Origin of the sequence: Streptomyces sp. NBC_01450 (assembly GCF_036227505.1) — a bacterium.
Classification (GTDB): Bacteria; Actinomycetota; Actinomycetes; order Streptomycetales; family Streptomycetaceae; genus Streptomyces.
In genome coordinates this window covers 483,747-500,586 of record NZ_CP109481.1, presented here as the reverse complement: position 1 = coordinate 500,586, position 16,840 = coordinate 483,747, and the positions used below count along the sequence as shown (strand labels likewise).

The following is a 16,840-nucleotide window of genomic DNA, read 5'->3' as shown; positions in this document are numbered from 1 at the left end:
CTGCCCGCAGCCGAGGTGGTGGCCTCGGCTGTGCCGGCGGCCGAGGCCATGGCGAGTAGGGCGCCCGCCACAAGGGCGGTGCGACGGATCCGGGTGCGGCTCGTTGTGGGCCTGGTTGTGTGCCTCATCGGTCTCTCTGCCTTCCAGAGGTTCATCCGGTGCGCTCCTGATGCGTTACCGGGCTCACCCAGTCTCAGGGCACACAACACGCATCACCTTAGCGATACGTGCCAAATCGTTAGCGCGGAGTGCCAGAAACGAAAGATCATTCAGAGAAGGGCGGGAAAAAAGGAAAGGTCATTCACGCGAGGTCTTCCACGCACTTGAGTACTGCAGGGCCTGGTGTCGATAGTCGACAGGCGCAACACCGTAGGCAGAGCGGAAGGCGCGAGTGAAATCAGCGGGGCGGAGATGGCCCCAGCGGGCGGCAATGGCCCTGATGGGCACGTGACGCTGCACCGGATCGAATAGATCGCGGCGGCAGCGTTCCAGGCGCTGCTCGCGTATCGAAGCGCGGACGCTCGCGCCGTGTGCTTGGAAGAGCCGATGCAGTGAGCGGTCGGAGATGTGGTGGGCTGCCGCTATGCCGTCGACGCTGAGCATGGGGTCGCCGAGATGATCTTGGATGAACGAGGTGACGCGGGTGTACAGGGCTCGTTGCCGACTGTCGGCCGGAATCTCGTCTTCACGCTCCAAATGATGGGCGAGAACGGCAGCGGCCAGATCGAGACCGATCGTGCCGAGCCGAGGCGTGTCTGCGGGCGTGTAGCACGTGTGGTTGTCCGTCACACGGCCCAAGTAGTCGACCAACAACTGACCGATCCCTTTGTCGCCAGGCAACCGACAGGTGACCAGCTGGTCAACATGGCGAGCACTCACCGGTAGCAGGGCGATCGGGAACTGCATGAGCATTGCTTCGCCGATGGCGTACGACTCGAACGGCCGGGAACTGCCTAATAGCACCAGCTCCCCGGGCCGGACGAGAGTGCTGCGTCGATTCTGCTCAATGAAATGAGGGCCGGAACGGGGCACAACAATCTGCAGGCACTCCGGGTCGGAGACGCGGATAGACTTCGGTGTCCGTGATGTGGCTATCGATGGGTAAGCCACCGAAGAAACCTGCACCGGCCCCAATGACATTTCATCGGACCAGCCGCGGAACACGTCACTGTCCACAGCACGGAACGTTTTCGGCATGACTTCCCGCTGAGCCATCTCTGTCCAGGCGGCCAGAGCCTCTTGCCCAGGGAAGTTCTTGCTGTCGAAAACCCGTTCCATGATCCTCCCTCCGGTTTTGACGAGTAACGTGCACCGGCTTACCGGTCGGCGTCCCTTATCGACAGGGCCGAATCAGGCAACGTCATGGGTATCCACTATTTCTGGTCACCGGACAGGCTTTGGATCGATCCGACGGTGAGGGTGGTCAAAGCCGCCGAGGCACTGCGGCCCGGTGGCGCCCTCGCCGTGGTCGCCACGCAGCATGTGGCGGGCGGCAGCGAGGAGTTCTTCGTAGAGGTCCAGGACCGCTACGAGCGTTTCGATCCGGCCACCCCTGCGGGGCTGCGGCCTCCTGCCGTACAGGATGTCGACACCTCGGACCACGTGGACGAGGTCGCACGCAGCGGCCGGTTCGGCCCTGTTGTCTTCCGGCGCTACGAGTGGGACCTGATGTACACCACGGCGGAGTACCTGGAGGTGCTGCGGACCTACTCCGGTCATCGGGCACTGCCGCCGCAGGCCCGGGAAGGGCTGCTGGGGTGCATCGCCGGGCTGATCGACGGGCGGTACGCAGGCCGGGTCACCAAGCGGTATCTCATGGAGCTGCGGGTGTCACGAACAGTCCCACGTTGACGACCTCCACGATCAGCTCCTGATCGGGCCCAGGCAGAGTCCGCAGCATCAACTCGCTTCTGCGGCGGCTGGATGACGAGAACCGCCCCGAGATGACAGGCACGGCGTCTGCTTTGGACAGCGGTGAGGCCGGCCCCCTGCCTTGGGAGGGGGTGACGGCCCCTCAGGGGAAAAGGCGTGGGTGTTTGTCGTACCGGTGATCTAAGGTCGCGTTGTTCTCTGGGGAGGGGATGACGCGTGGTGCGTGGGGGACGGTGGGCTGTGCTGTGCGCGGCCGCGGTGCTGATGCTGGCGGGGTGCGGGCAGCGGGCGACGCAGGCCAAGCCCGGGTTCGAGAGCGCGGAGAAACTGCCGGAGAAGCTCGGAAAGGACGGCACCACCATCCTGGTGGGCGATCCGGACGCGAAGATGACCGTGCACCTGTATGAGGATCCGCGCTGTCCGTACTGCGAGAAGTTCGAGACCACCGGCGGTTCCTCGCAGTTGCGGGAAGCGATGCTCGACCGCCGGACGAGAACTGAGTACACCCTGGCCTCCTTCCTGGATGACCGGGTCGGCGGCAGCGGGTCGAAGAAGGCGGTCAACGCACTGCGCGCCGCGCTGGAGCAGGGCAAGTTCGTGGAGTACCACGAGGTGCTCTACGCCCACCAGCCCGAGGAGAGCACCGACGGCTACACCGACGCCTATCTGCTGGAACTGGCCGGCAAGGTCGAGGGCCTGCGCGGCCCGGAGTTCAACACGGCCGTGAAGAACATGAAGTACCGCTCCTTCGTCACCGCCTCCCAGAAAGCGTATGAACGGGCCGGGGGAGCGAAGGACCCCGAAGGACCGGGAACGCCCACCGCTGCGATCAACGGCAAGCAGATCCCGACGGAGTACAACGGCCTGCTCTACGACAGCGATGCCTTCGCTGAACTGCTGCAGAAGATCTACGCCAAGCCCTGGGAGTGGGAAGAGACCTCCTTGTGAACCATCGCGTCACCACCGGGGTGTGGTGTGGCCGCGCGAGCGGCTTACTGATGCGGTGCTCCAGCCGCATCCGCGAAGGAGACGGGCGGATGACCCACTGAACCGACCGGGCGGGACTCCAGCCTCCGGCCGCACCACGCTGACCGCCGGTCGGCGGTCTGCGTAAAGCCCCCTCAAACGTAAGGATGTTGATGAGACGCAATTCCCTCACCGGTTTAGCTGCAGTGTTCGTCTCGGCTGCGGGTCTGGCCGCATCGCTGCTGGGCGTCGGCCCAGCCGGTGCTGTTGCTGCTTCCGGGCGGCCGGTGATCACTCTTGACGCGCCGACACCGGCGGCCTTGCCGGCTGCTCCTGCCACGGCAGGCGTGTATTTCGACTTCCACACCAAGACCAAGAACCTGACGGCTGACGATGCGACTCTGACCGTGGATGCCCGGGGGCTGTCGAAGGTCGCCAAGGTGGCGTTCTCGAGCAACTGCACCGCCCATGGCCTGGTCGCCACGTGCTCGGAGTCGTTCGAGTCGGGCTCCAACCCGAACATCGGCCTCGGATCCATGACCCAGTTGACCCTGACCGCACTGAGGGGCAGCCGGTTGGGCGCTACGGGAACGTACAAGATCACCGGCCGGTCCGCGCATGCGCAGATCACGGGGGGCACGGGATCGGTCACCGTGGGAGGGCCGTCCTTCGGCCTCGACCACCTCGCCGACCACACCAACCTGAAGGTCGGCAGCAACGTCGCCGAACCGGTCCGGTTCACCAACGTGGGCAACCGTCCGGCCCGCGGCGTGCAGACCGTCCTGGCGGCCTCACCCGGCCTGGACTTCGCCGACCACTACTCCAACTGCAAGTACGGGTTCAACGGAGCGATCCACTTCGCGGAGTGCTACCCCAAGGGCGCCATCAACATCGGCGAGACTGCCGCCCTGGCCGCCCCGGTCCGTCTGCACGTGGGCTCCACTGCCCTCAACACCTACCTCGACGCACTCACCGCGCCTCTCGGGCAGCCGGGCTGGCCGGACGGCCAGGGCATCAAGTGGACGTGGGGCAAAGCGTCCGCGCCCGCGCTCAAACTGAAGGTGATCAAGGCGGGCCGGCGGTCCTCGGTCCCGGCAGGCTCCGTCTCCCTGCCGCAGACGGGCAGCGTCACCGACTACTGGATCGCCACCCTGAGGGCCCGCAACACGGCCGACTTCGCCGTCTCCGGCGCGAGTGCTCAAGCCGCGGTGGGCAAGAGCGCGACCCTCGCCTTCCACCTGACCGCCAACGGTCCGGCGACCCTGTACGACCGCAGCGGCGGTGAGGGAGTGCCCACCGCCTGGGTGACGCTCCCGCCCGGCACCACAGCCGTCGGCCATTCGGCCAACTGCGCCCCGTGGCAGGAGAACAACCCGACCGCCGAGGCCAAGGGACCGTACGTCTGCACCCTGCCGGGCATCATCGTGCCCAAGGGACAGGTCACCAACTTCTCCTTGACCGTCCGGGTCGACGACGTGGTCACGCACGCCAAGGGCGGCGTCCAGCTGGTCTGGGGCCCGGACCCGGCCGACTCCCACCGGCCCGCTTTCGATCCGAACAGCCGCAACGACTCCGCCGTCCTCACCATGAACTGAGCCACGGCCCACGGGCGGTGCCGGGCTGCTTCACCCCGTCATGGCCGAACGACCCCTGTGCGAGCCGGGGAAGCTGCCCGACTGTCCCCAGAGCCGCCGCATAGGTCACCTGGGCCTGTCGAACCGAACACCCGGGTCGGGGGCAGCAACAACTCGGGTGGCGCCCGGAGTCCACCGCCCCGGTCCGTGACGTCAAGACGCCCCCCCAGAACCACCTGTTCTGGGGGGGTGCCTCTATGTTCTTCGTCAAGCGTCTGGGCAGCCTCTGCCCGGGGTTCGATCTTCTCTGTGGGGCGTGAGACTGTCTGGTCGTGCCAGAGATGACGAGTGGGTTGGAGGCAGCCTTGGCTGAGGCGTCGTCTCCTTCGTGGACCCAGCGTGTTCGTGCCGGGCGTGACCTTGCTTCCTTCGCTGATGTTTCTGAGGCTGCGGAAGCGTTGGTGGGGCTGCTGCTGGACGTCGAGGACACGGCGGTGACCCGGCAGACGGCAGAGGCTTTGACCCGGGTGGGGACGGTGGCCGCCATAAGGCTTATCGCTCTCGCGGTTGCCGAGGCTGACGACAACCAGGCCGAGTGGCTGCAGACCGGGGTGCATGACGCGCTCGTGGGACCGGGCGGTGTGCCGGACGTCGCAGCGGCCTGCGGGAAGCTCGCCCGGGACCCGGAAGAAGCTGTCCGTCGGGGGGCCGCAGATATCTCGGCATGGGCAGACGACCCATGGTGTTGATCTGCGTCAGCCTTCCTGTGGACTGGTTCATGCAGCCGTCGCCTGGGGGACGCGGGGTTCGTAGAAGGTGCCGTCGCGGAGCATGGCGAACAGGACGCTGATGCGTTGGCGGGCGAGGCGGAGGAGGGCTTGGGTGTGGGTCTTTCCGCGGGCCCGGCATCGGTCGTAGTAGGTGCGGGAGGCGGGATCGGCGTTCATGCAGGCGAAGGCGGAGAGGAACATGGCGCGTTTGAGCTGCCGGTTTCCGCCTCGTGGTGCGTGTTCGCCGTGGATCGAGGTGCCCGACGACTTCGTGGTCGGGGCAAGTCCGGCGTAGGAGGCGAGGTGGGCTGCGGTGGGGAAGCTGGTGCCGTCGCCGACGGTGACCAGCAGGACGGCGGCGGTCCTGACGCCGACGCCGGGCATCGATGTCAGGACCGGGGAAAGAGGGTGTGCCTCCAGCAGGGCGTTGATCTGGGCTTCCAGGGCCCGGCGTTGTTCGTGGACCGCGGCGAGCGAGCGGGCCAGGGAGGGCACGACGATGTCGAGGGTGCCGGTCCCCGGGACCACGACGGTCTGTTCGTCCAACGCGTCGAAGACGTCGTCGATCAGCCGGGCGGCCATGCGCGGGGCCTTGGGCCGGATGAGCTCGACGAGCCTGCGGCGGCCGGCTTTGCGCAGGGCGGTCGGGGAGCCGTAGCGCTCCAGCAGCCAGGTGACGGCCTGGTGGTCCAGACGCGGGCCCAGGACGCGTTCCAGCGACGGGTGGAACTGGGTGAGCAGGCCGCGTATCCGGTTGGAAGTGCGGGTGGCCTCGGCGGCAAGGTCCTGGTCGAAGCCCACGAGCACGGTCAGTTCGGCGGTGATCTCGTCGGTGAGTTCCAGCGAGCGCAGGGTGTGCGGCAGGGTGCGGGCGGCGTCCGCGATGACCGCGGCATCCTTCGCGTCGGTCTTGGCCTCGCCCGGGTAGAGGTCGGCGATCCGGCGCATGGCCAGTCCGGGCAGGTAGGCGACCTTGCAGCCCGCGTCCCGGGCCACGGTGAGCGGGAGGGCGCCGATGGAGGCGGGCTGGTCCACGATCACCAGGACGGTGCCGAACTTGGCCTTGAGCTTGTCGAAGACGGCCCGCAGCTTCGGCTCGCTGTTGGGCAGCTGCTTGTCGAGGACCTTCTTCCCGGCCGGGGTGAGCCCGTGGCCGTGATGAGCACTCTTGCCGACGTCCAGGCCGAGGAACACGCCCACGTCTTCGGGGTCGAACATCGCGCCCTTCCCAGGGTGTTGAACGTGCCGGCCTCGGCGGTGGTGTCGTACGCGCGCATCCACGTTATGCAGACCTGCCGCCCGCGAGCTGTCCGGCATTGCGCCGGACCGGGCGGTGGCCGGACCTCTCATCAGCGTCTCCGACGGCACCTCCCAGGCCCGGCGACACCACCCCCCAGGTCATGCCTTCGACAGGGGGCAAAAGTCATACCGGGCCCGGAGGCCAGCGGCCCTCTTGCAGGACCGCGAAAAACATAACGGGGCGTGCTTGGTGCTCTATTTCTTGGCGAGGCGGAGCTGGTTGACGCACCGCAGGTCCTGCCGGTATTTCACCGAACCTTGCCGGTACCAGAACCGGCATTGCGACGTGTCACCCGTCACCGGACCGGTCACCCTGAACCAGACCATGTGAAAACTGTTAGCCGGTTTGTGGGCTTTCACGGTGAAAGTGCTCGACCGCTCCGGCAGGCCGGTGATGTCATCGCTCGGTGACTTCACCAGGCGCACACCGATTCCGTATCCGCCGGTGTCGTAGACGCTCACCACTTTGTAGCCGATCAGCTCCAGCCCCTTCGGCAGGTTGACGAACTGGGCCTTGGTTATGGTCACCGGTTCACCGCTGGCGTTGGTCGCTTGGGGCAGGTTCAGCCAGTACTCCTTGCCGCTCCGCAGCTGGTCGTACTCCAGGTCGGCCTGCTCGAGCAGTCCTGCACCCAGCGCGTGACCCTTCCGTGCACCTGTGTCATCTGGTCGCTGCGGGACCAGCCAGGCTGCCAGGGCCGCCGCCACGATCAGGGATGCGGTTCCGGCGATCAGCCAGCCGCGCCTACTTGGAGTAGAAGACACCAGCGTGCCCACTGCTGAGCGACCCGTTCTTGCCCCAGATCCGGTGCTTGCCGGGCTGGTTTCCGAACGTGATCCTCTGCCTGTGGTTGCTGTCGTAGCCGGTCTTCGCACCGAGCGAGATACCGAAGGCGCTCACCGCGCCGCCGAACTTCACGGAACTGCCGTGAGCAAGCGAAAGGGTGCCACCACCCCCCTCAAGGTAGGTCCGGTTAGCCTTCGGGGCCTTATTGAAGTTCGCCGACCCGTCCTTCGACGACACGTCCTTGCCGAACTTGCCCGCCGCGCCGTCGGCCGGAATGTGGTATCCGCTTGCCTCGATCTTGTACCAGGTGGCGCGCACCGAGCCGGAGCACCAGTGTTGGTACTTCCACTTCTTGTAGAGGATCGGCACCTGGTACTGGTGCGAGTACTTGGACTTGTTGGACCAGCCTACGGTCATGTCGTTGCTCTGCGACAGTTCCTTGGACGCACCTGTAGTCCAGTTGCCGCTGCTCTTGACCGCGGTGTCGATGCTGCTGGACATCGAGGATTCGTATTCGAACGTTGACTTCGCGTCCCAGTTGGCGTGCGCTTCGCCGACGACCGTGTACTTCGTCGAGCTGTCGATCTTGGTTTTGGTGTCCCAGCAGTTGCCGGAACCCATGGGCACGATGGGCGGGCGCACCGCTTCGGCGCTGACGTCGTGGCCGTTGACCAGGTACGGATTGTAGTCGGCGGCGAGGGTGCTGTTGTCGCTCTGCCACATAGGGACCGTGTCCGGGGCCGGAGCCGGGTCGGCTTCGATCTTCGCGGCGAGGGTGCTGCTGTCCGTGGACCCCGCGTAGGTGTCCTGCGTCGTGCCGGACAGGGTGTTCGGGGCGAGCAGCGTGCTGTGCCCGTCGTCGCTCTGCCCGGACACCGTCGCGCTCTGCTGGACCGGGCGGTGGAGAGGGTGTCCACACCGAGCACCGGGGTGTTTCGTGGTGGTGGTGACGCCTTCGGCGGTGGCTTGCAGGTTGAGGATGCCGCCGTTGTCGTCCGCCTGCTGCACGTCGGCCGGGAGCGTGCCCGGGAGCGTGATGGACCAGGTGCCGTCAGCTGCGGTCGTCGCCATGCCGAGGAACGGCACCTGGGTCTCGCCGGTGGCGTCGTCGCCGAGGTCGTTGGCGGTCAGGGTGACTGGAAGGCCCGCGGCGGGCTGCCCGTTGCCGAGGGTGAACTTGCCGGTGACCGTGTTCGACGGGGTCTGGGCGGCCTCCTCGGGTGCGTCGACAGCCTCCGCCCCTCCGGTCTCGTCCGGCGGGGTGGCGAAGTAGGGTTGCACAGAGGGGGCTGGGTCCGCGAGGCATGGTCCAGCGTCCGCCATGATCGTGCCGACGATTCCGGTGCGGACCTCTGGATCGAGCTGAGTCCACGGTCCGGTGGAGTATTTGGCGATCTGACTGGTGGTGTCGGGATCGCTGGTGGTGGTCTGCGTGTCGACGACCCCGCTGCCCGGGCTCCAGGCCTGACTGACGTCGGTCAGACCAGTGGCCACCACGCCCGCGCTCTGAAGGCGTGCAGCGACGGTGCCGATAATCGGGGTTTCGGTGTAGCTGTACTGGTTGATGGTGCCCGTGCTGGTGAGCGCGTAGACGGTGGAGTTCACCATCCACACGTTCGTGGCATCGAACAGGGCCGCGGTCGAGGTCGCGGTTTCGGAGATCTTGGTGAGGGTGCCGTTGCCCGTCGTCGGAGCGGACTGCTCGTAGACCTCGAGCGAGTCCGCGGCGTTGAGTACGAACACCCGGCTGCCGTTGGTCCAGATCCGCTTGGCGTTCTGCCACGCCAGGCTGTAGGTCTTCACCGGAGTCAGCAGAGCCCCGCCGGTGGCGGTGTTGTCCTTGTAGGACTTGACCTGGCCGCCAGAGGTGGCCTCGTAGATGATGCCGTTGCCGCCGCCGGTGAATATCTTGCTGGGGGTCGGCAGGTTCGCCGTGTATAGGGTGTCGATCAGCGTGTCCGTGGTGCCGCTCTGGGGTCCCCAGTCCATGTACTTGTGCAGCACGCGCGGGGCCGCGATGTTTCTGGTGGCGTTCGGCTCCCACACGTAGGTCGGTACGGAGGTGAGACAGTCGGCGGCCGCAGTCGGCTGTGCGCCGGCCAGCGGAACCACGATATTCCCGGCAAGGGCAGCGGCGATCATGACCGCGTGCGCGCGGCGGGATATCCGGACTCTCATGGAGTCCCTTTCTGCGGTGCATGAAGATGGACGCCCAGCAGGGCTCTGACCTGCTGGAACACCCGGATTTGATCACATGTGAAGAACCTGTGTCACTGAAGTCTTTGCCGAGTCGGATCTCCTGGAGGGCGGATCCGGTAAGGCGGCGATCGTGGCACGCAGACAACTTACCGACAGGTAAGGGCAGTTGATCGATCGCTCTGGGTGAATGGGCGAGTGCGTTCCGTTACCAGAATGTGTCCCCGGCGTGTGCCCGCCGGAACAGGTCTGCCTGCTCGGTCTGCATCGGCGACAGGACGGGCGCCTGCAATTTCGCGTTGCCCATCGCCGCACTCTGCACCAGGCGTTGATCCCGGGGCACGCCACCTCCCGCGCGACCTGCTCGTGGCCTTCCGCCGTCCCCGCGCGCGGGGACGGCGGAAGCGTACGGCCGCGCTTGTGGTAGCCGTGGTTGCGCATGGCGGCGCGCCAGCTCCAGACCGAGAGTGAACAGCAGCACGTTGAGGCTGGCTGGGTGGACAGGACCACCGGGGAAGAAGCCAGCCCGTTCACGAGCTGGCCCGCCTATGGCGCGAATCGCGGACATGCGTCTGCGACCCGCAGCCTGAACACAGGCCCTGACCGCGAGCCCACCACGCCCCGACGCACCATCAGACAGTCACGTACTCAACAACGTGACAACGCCCTCCTCCGGCCTCGCGTCCTTCGCGTTCGACCCCGACTCGGGACGGTTGAGCCTGCTGGACCAGGTGTCCACTGTCGCAGCGGGACATGAGGGTCTGAACGAACCGGCCGAGGTGAGGGTCCACCCGGGCGGCGAATTCGTCTACGTCAACAACCGCGGGGAGGACTCGCTCGCCTGGTTCCGAGTCGCTGACGACGGCAGGCTGACCAGGCTGGGGCACGTCCGCCTCGCCCCATCGGTGCACCCGGGCGTCGCGGCCCGCAGCTTCGCCTTCGACCCGTCGGGCTCGTTCCTGCTGGTCGCCGACCGGTCGGCCGACCTCGTGCGAGCGTACGCGGTCGACGGGGCCGACGGGGTACTGTCGCCGCTGGCAGAGGCACATGTTCCACAGCCCGCGTTCGTCGCGTTCGCTGAATTGCCCGGCTGATCCGCGGTCACCGATCGAGGTCGACCGGCGCTTTTGTTTCGTGGTCGATGCGCCCGCGTCGGCCGGTTCCCGGGCTCATGCCCGGGAACCGGCCCGTGTTCGTCAGCGCGTGCCGTGCCCCTTACTGGCCGAAGCCGTAGGCGAACAGGTGGCCGGTGCCCGTCGAGCCCGTCACCGGCAGCGTGATCGACGCCACCTGCTTGGACGCGTCGAGCGGGACCTTCGTGGCGAAGACGTAGGTCTTCACGGTGTCCCGACTTCCGTTACCGGTGTTCCGGTAGGCCGTCGTGACCGCCGTCGTGTCACTCGGGAGCGGCTTGCTCGCCCCGCCGTTGAGCGTCCAGTCCGAGAAGCCGATCGTCGCCTGCGAGGTGGTCCCGTCGGTGTAGGTGACGGTCAGCGTCCCCGTGGTCCCGCTGCCGTCGGTCGGGGCGTTGGCCGCCGCGCCCAGCAGGCCCAGCGACGCGCCCGATGTGCCGGCCGGCATCGGAATGGTCTGACCGGTCATCTCCATGTTGTCCGGCTGGCCGGATGTCACCGTCGGCCAGGTGTAGGAGATGCCGTCGGCCGTCACGGTGGAGCCGCTCGGGACGCCCGCCGCCGACAGCGCGTCCTGCGAGTACGCCCAACTGCCGCCGTCGAAACCAACCGAGAAGTGGGCACCGTCGGGGTAGATGCCCTCGTTGGTGGCGTACGGCCACAGCGCACCGGTCTTGGCCACGGCCACGCGGAGCTTCGCCTCGCCCAGTGCCGCACCACTGCTGTGGTCGGTCAGCGCGAAGGCGACGGGGTACGTCCCCTCGCTCGTGCCCGCCGTCACATGGACCTTCGCCTCGGCGCTGCCCGAGGCGGGCACCGTCACCGAGCCGGATGCGGTGTCCAGCGTGACGCTGGAGGGCGCCGTCGCCTTCCAGTCGACCGTCACGGCCTTGCTGCCGAGATTGGTCAGGACGAGCGTGCCGTCACCGGACGCGCTCGGCTGGAGCACCAGACCGTCGCTGGAGGGACCGGTTGCCGCCAGCACCCGGTCGCCGCCCGTGGTGTCCGACGGTGGCGCCGCCGACGGGTCGGACGCCCAGGACTTGTCGGGCTCGGTGCCCAGCGTGAAGTCGACCGTGCTCGCGCCCTGGAACTGCTGGTAGGTGAGCCAGGAGGTGTTCCACGTCTTGCCCTTGACGTTGAGTGACTGGACATATGGCGCGTGGGTCCCGGCCTGCGGAGCGTTGATCTGCACCGTCTTGCCGTTGCCGAAGGTCACCTTGGCCACCGGGAACACCGGGCTGCCGAGCACCAGGGTGTCCGTGCCCGGGGTCTCCGGGTACATGCCGAGCTCGGACCAGACGTACCAGGAACTCATCGCGCCGAGGTCGTCGTTGCCGAACGAGCCGACCGGAGCGTTGAAGTACAGCTTCTGCTGGGCGTCGCGGACGGCTGCCTGGGTCTTCCACGGCTGTCCCGTGTAGTTGTACTCCCAGGGGATCTCCACGCTCGGCTCGTTGCTCAGGTCGGCGTCGGTGGCGCTGGGGTGTGCGATGTTGTCGAGCAGACTGTCCAGGTAGGACGAGTACGCCTTGGCACCGCCGCGCGCCTGGATGAGCTGCTTCAGGTTGAACGGGATCATCGGCGTGTACTGGGCCGACGAACCCTCCACGAAACCGTTGGAGGTGCCGGGGGTGAAGCCGGCCGCGAACTGGCCGTCCTTGTTCTTGCCCTGGATGTAGCCGGTCTGCGGGTTGAAGATGTTCATCCAGTCCTGGGCCCGCGTGGCGAACTTCTCGTAGATGTCCGTCTTGCCCAGCGACTTCGCGAAGGCGGCGATGGCGTAGTCGGCGGAGTCGTACTCCAGCTGCGTGGAGACCGGGCCGTAGAAGTTGCAGCAGCCGTAGCTCTCGTCCAGCGGGAGATAGCCCTTCGCGTCCCGTACTGACTGGCCGGGCCGGTTGTTGTTCGTGACGGTGGCCTCGTGCTGCAGGGCGGCGAGCGCCTTCCCGGTGTCGAAGCTCCTGGCGCCGAAGGCGTACGCGTCGGCGATGATGGCGGCGCTCGGGTCACCGACCATCACATAGCTCTCGCCGTTGTTCGAGGCCCACTTGGGCAGCAGGCCCGTCTCGTCGTAGCCGTTGAGCATCGAGGTGACGATGTCACTGGTGACCTTGGGCTCGACCATCGCCATCAGCTGGGTCTGGGAGCGGTAGGTGTCCCAGGCCGAGTAGTTGGCGTACTGGGCCTGCTGACCCTTGGCCAGCTTGTGGACCTGGTTGTCCATGCCCATGTACTCGCCGTTGTGGTCCGAGAAGACGTTGGGGTGCAGCAGCGCGTGGTAGAGCGCGGTGTAGAACTGCACCTGCTGGTCCGAGGACCCGCCGCCGATCTGGATCTTTTTCAGCACCGCGTTCCAGGCGTCGTGGTTCGCCTGCTGAACGGCGTCGAAGTTCCAGTTCTTGATCTCGGTGGTGAGGTTGTCCGCCGCGTTGGCGTCGTTCGTGTACGAGATGCCGACCTTCGCGCCCACCGTCGTGTTCGAGGAGGTGTCGAAGGTGAGGTACATGCCGTTCGCGCCTGTCGTGGGGGGATCGACGGCAGCCTTGCTCGTGGAGGACGCTCCCGACCTCGCGTCGGTGCTCGGGGCAGGGGACGGAGTGCTCGAGGAGGTGCTGCCGCTCTCGTGCACGGTCGGGGACGGCCGTGCGGGAACGGTGAAGTGCTTCTCCTTGAGCGCTTTCGACGAGTGCGTCCCCAGGGACTGCTGGACCTTGCCCGCCTTCAGCGACTTGGCACCGGGGTTGATGGTGCTGCCGACCCAGGTGCCGCTCGCGGTGAACGCCTGGTCGAACTTGATGTCGAAGTGCAGCGTGTACCTGTTGCTCGCGCCGCAGAAGTGACCGCTGTCGATCGAGCCGCGGATCTCCTTGCTGTTCACGACCTGGACTCGGGTTCCGTCCACCGGGGTGGCGCCTCCGCTGAGCTTGAACAGCAGGTTCGCCTGCCGGCCCGCGGGGAAGGTGAAGGTGCCCAGGCCGGCACGGGTGGTGTCGGTCAGCTGGGTCTTCACGCCGTTGGCGTCGGTGACCTTGTAGGACCCGATGCCTGCCTGCTCGTCGTCGTGGCTGAAGCCGACGGACGCATCGCCGAGGTTGCCCGTCAGCGCTCCCGTCACCGGCAGGATGGGCAGGTCGCCCGCGACGGAACAGCCGGGTCCCGAGATGTGGGTGAGGCTGAAGCCGGAGATCTTGCTGTCGTTGTACTCGTAGCCGCCGCCGTAGGCGCGGCTGGGCGTTGTGTCCGGACCCCACTGCACCATGCCGAACGGCATGTCGGGGCCAGGGAAGGTGTCCACCAGACCGGACGTGCCGATGAGGGGGTTGACGAGGGACGCGGCGTCCTTCACCAAGGCCGGCGTCGCGGCGCTCGCGGCGTGGGCGCCGCCGATCGCCGGGAGTGGGAGTGCGACGATGCCCAGGACGGACACCACCGCCAGGCGTTGGCGGAATCTCATTCGGTCTCGTGGCACCGTAGAACGTCGAGGTCTGACCATCGGTTGCCTCCGCAGCGGTGGGCGCTTCGCACATCGGAGCTGACGTCCTCGGGGAACGGAAAACGTCAGCGGCGGGCAACGGCGCCGGTCGCTCCGACGGCCTGACAACGTTGCCATGTACGAGAGTTGAGTGAAACGCGAGTGCTTGCGGCCTGTCAACGAGGCCAACAGGACTTTCTGCGTGCGAAGTTCACCAGTGGGTGCTTTGAGTGTCGTGATACTGGAGCACGCCAGTGGTCACGCTCTCCGGGCTGGGGAGCGGCCCCGGGCTCCCGGCGGATCCGGCGGTCAGCCACGACAGGCCTGCACACGCGGGTCCCGGCGGCCGAGGACGCGGACCTGCCCCCTTCGCCGGACCAGCCAGGAGCAGGGCCGAGCCTTGAGGGAGTTGCCGTCCCTCGGCGAAGGCTCCTTGCGCCCGCAGCCACGAGTACGCCACCAAAGACGCGGGCAAACACGGTTGTTCCCGTCGCGACGGGCGTCATCCAGGGCCTGTCCCGCCCTGCCCTGCCCGACGCACGCCCGCCCTCCAGCGTTTCACTCCTTCGCAAACGCGTCGGGTGGACGGCGCCTTGCCCAGGACGGTCGCAAGGGGGCGTGGACGATCAAACGGTACGAACGTGGTCGTCCATGTTCCGTGCATCGTCCAAAGCGCTGGAGTCACGGAGGCGAAGTCGGCGCACGGGTTGCCGGCGGTGTCCCGCCGCGCACTGCTGCGTCCACCGCCGGGATCAGTGAGCGTGTGGTCGGGCAGTCGTCGGTGAAGCCGCCGGTGCAGGCATCGCCGTCCCGGTCGCCTACCAGGCCCGCCGACACGGGCCACATCGAGCACCAGATCCTCAACCTCGGTGATCACGTCCTGTCCGGTCTTCTCGGCGACGACTTCGGTGCGACCGCGTTACAACGCGTCCCGGCCGCCCGGGCCCAGCGCTTTAGACCCGGGGAACATCAGCGCCGGTTGAGTTCTCCTCGGGTTGGAGATCCGGCCCTGTGGACTGGCCGCGGATGCCGCGGCTGGAGAGGAGCGCTTCGGCCGTTATCGCCCACTTACTACTCGACGTCACCACCAACTACGGGCCAGAGCCGAACGATTTACAGGTGGGCGGGATCGCTGCGCTGATCACCTCGCATACGAGGAAATGGGGACGGGCGCCCCGGTCAGCCGATGGGCCTGCGATGCGAGCGAACTCGTCTTACAGGATGGCGATGGGGGCCGACCAGGGGACCACGGACTGTTGCCAGGGCATCGGTATCCGCTGCCGGGAGCACGCGTGTCAGACTCCGCCTTCTCCCTTGGCCCCTCCGGGACGTCCGCGAGCACGGACGCATCGGGAGGGAGACGAGGATGCCACGTCATCAAGGCGTGAAGGACGACATCATCCATCTGCACTCTGCGGGGGTGGACTTGGGCAAGCGGTTCCTGCTCGCCTGCGTACGTACCCCGTCTGCGAAGCGGGCCGGCAGCTGGTCGTTGGAGACCGAACGGTTCGGCACCACCGCTGGCGAGATACGGCGCCTGCTGTCCTGGCTGGTGGATCGTCAGGTCGAGGTGGTGGTGATGGAGGCGACCTCGGACTACTGGCGAGGCGTCTACTACCGGCTGCAGCCGCACCTGAACCTGATGCTGGTCAACCCCGCCCACCTGAAAGGCATCCGGGGCCGCCAGACCGATCCCAACGACGCGGCCTTCCTCGCCCGGCCCGGGGCCTCGGGGATGGTGATGGCCTCCTTCGTGCCGCAGCGGGACATCCGGCAATTACGTGATCTGACCCGGCGCCGCACGGAACTCGTCCGGGCCGCTGGCTGGGAGGCACAGCGGCTGGAGAAGAAACTCGAGGATACCGGGATGAAGCTCTCGGCGGTCCTCAGCGATGTCGCCGGCACCAGTGGCCGGGCCATCTTGGAAGCCCTCATCGTTGGGCAGCGTAATCCCGGTCGCCTGGCCGACCTTGCGGTCGGCCGGGCCCGCAACAAGATCCCCGCCCTCATCGAGGCACTGGACGGAGAATTCACCGACCACCACGCGTTCATGGTCCGGCACTACCTGGACGAGATCGACCGCTGGAAGCAGGTCATCACCGGGTTCGACGCCCGGATCGCCCGGCTGCTGGCCGACCGCGAGCAGGACCTGGCGAGCCTCGTCACCATCCCCGGGATCGGCCGCCTGGGAGCTGAGATCATCATCGCCGAGACAGGCGGCGACATGACCCAGTTCGCTTCCGCGCACCACCTGGCCTCCTGGATCGGAGTCTGCCCAGGCCAGAACGAGTCGGCTGGGGTGAGCCGGTCTGGCCGCACCCGCCCCGGCAACAGCAACCTCAAACGGCTGCTCGGAATCGCGGAAGCCAACAGCCTGGGCCTGACCATCCGCTTCGAACCCATCACGGCCTGACCGACTGACCCACCCACTAGCCATGAGGCCCACAGCGGCTACGTCGGGCCGACTGTGAGAACGGCGGAGCCCTATCCCAACGTCCCCCGTAATCATGGGTTTCACACGACGGCAGCTATCCGAAGATCATTTCTTCCTGGGGCAAACTCAACTGGCATACGCCGGGTCCGGGGATTGGGGTCAGCTCTGCGGGTGGCCGGCGCTCGGGCAATCAAGATCCTTGATGAATCGTGGACGATCATCCCCAGTCACGGACGGGCTGCGCTAGACTGCCGGTTATGTCCCGTGCTGACTCGGCGTTATTCGCTGCTGGCCATGGATTTTATCAATTTGCGATATCGCGTAGCTCCTTTGA

10 protein-coding genes and 1 pseudogene are annotated in these 16,840 nt (G+C 66.9%); 6 read left to right on the top strand and 5 right to left on the bottom strand.

Annotated features, from left to right (window positions below):
* Positions 1–297 precede the first annotated feature (297 nt).
* Complete coding sequence (locus OG568_RS50535) at positions 298–1,278, bottom strand: helix-turn-helix domain-containing protein (protein WP_329536872.1); 981 nt, start codon at positions 1,276–1,278, stop codon at positions 298–300.
* 120 nt (positions 1,279–1,398) lie between these two features.
* On the opposite strand from OG568_RS50535, the pseudogene OG568_RS50530 reads away from it, so the two are divergent.
* From OG568_RS50530 to OG568_RS50515, 4 genes and pseudogenes are all read left to right on the top strand, one after another.
* A pseudogene (locus OG568_RS50530) lies at positions 1,399–1,851 on the top strand (class I SAM-dependent methyltransferase); the annotation flags it as partial.
* A 237-nt stretch (positions 1,852–2,088) separates the two neighbouring features.
* Complete coding sequence (locus tag OG568_RS50525) at positions 2,089–2,820, top strand: DsbA family protein (protein WP_329536871.1); 732 nt, start codon at positions 2,089–2,091, stop codon at positions 2,818–2,820.
* A 338-nt stretch (positions 2,821–3,158) separates the two neighbouring features.
* Positions 3,159–4,433: a hypothetical protein gene (locus OG568_RS50520; protein WP_329536870.1), complete on the top strand. Its 1,275-nt coding sequence runs from the start codon at positions 3,159–3,161 to the stop codon at positions 4,431–4,433.
* Positions 4,434–4,753: 320 nt separating this feature from the next.
* On the top strand, positions 4,754–5,161 hold the full coding sequence (locus OG568_RS50515) for a hypothetical protein (RefSeq protein ID WP_329536432.1): 408 nt from the start codon (positions 4,754–4,756) through the stop codon (positions 5,159–5,161).
* A gap of 27 nt (positions 5,162–5,188) precedes the next feature.
* On the opposite strand, the gene OG568_RS50510 is transcribed toward OG568_RS50515, so the two are convergent.
* From OG568_RS50510 to OG568_RS50500, 3 genes are all read right to left on the bottom strand, one after another.
* A complete protein-coding gene (locus OG568_RS50510) occupies positions 5,189–6,400 on the bottom strand; it encodes an IS110 family transposase (RefSeq protein WP_329533076.1) in 1,212 nt (403 codons plus the stop codon).
* A 276-nt stretch (positions 6,401–6,676) separates the two neighbouring features.
* Positions 6,677–7,258: a hypothetical protein gene (locus OG568_RS50505; protein ID WP_329536869.1), complete on the bottom strand. Its 582-nt coding sequence runs from the start codon at positions 7,256–7,258 to the stop codon at positions 6,677–6,679.
* On the bottom strand, positions 7,227–9,446 hold the full coding sequence (locus OG568_RS50500) for a hypothetical protein (RefSeq protein WP_329536868.1): 2,220 nt from the start codon (positions 9,444–9,446) through the stop codon (positions 7,227–7,229). Before OG568_RS50500 ends, OG568_RS50505 begins: the two co-directional genes overlap by 32 nt.
* 674 nt (positions 9,447–10,120) lie before the next feature.
* On the opposite strand from OG568_RS50500, the gene OG568_RS50495 reads away from it, so the two are divergent.
* Positions 10,121–10,558: a lactonase family protein gene (locus OG568_RS50495; RefSeq protein WP_329536867.1), complete on the top strand. Its 438-nt coding sequence runs from the start codon at positions 10,121–10,123 to the stop codon at positions 10,556–10,558.
* Between the two features lie 121 nt (positions 10,559–10,679).
* Here the strand turns inward: OG568_RS50495 and OG568_RS50490 are convergent, their stop codons facing one another.
* On the bottom strand, positions 10,680–14,054 hold the full coding sequence (locus tag OG568_RS50490) for a GH92 family glycosyl hydrolase (protein WP_329536866.1): 3,375 nt from the start codon (positions 14,052–14,054) through the stop codon (positions 10,680–10,682).
* A gap of 1,384 nt (positions 14,055–15,438) precedes the next feature.
* Here OG568_RS50490 and OG568_RS50485 point away from each other — a divergent pair.
* Positions 15,439–16,485, top strand: a complete 1,047-nt coding sequence (locus tag OG568_RS50485) for an IS110 family transposase (protein WP_329536865.1) — start codon at positions 15,439–15,441, stop codon at positions 16,483–16,485.
* The last annotated feature ends 355 nt before the right edge of the window (positions 16,486–16,840 follow it).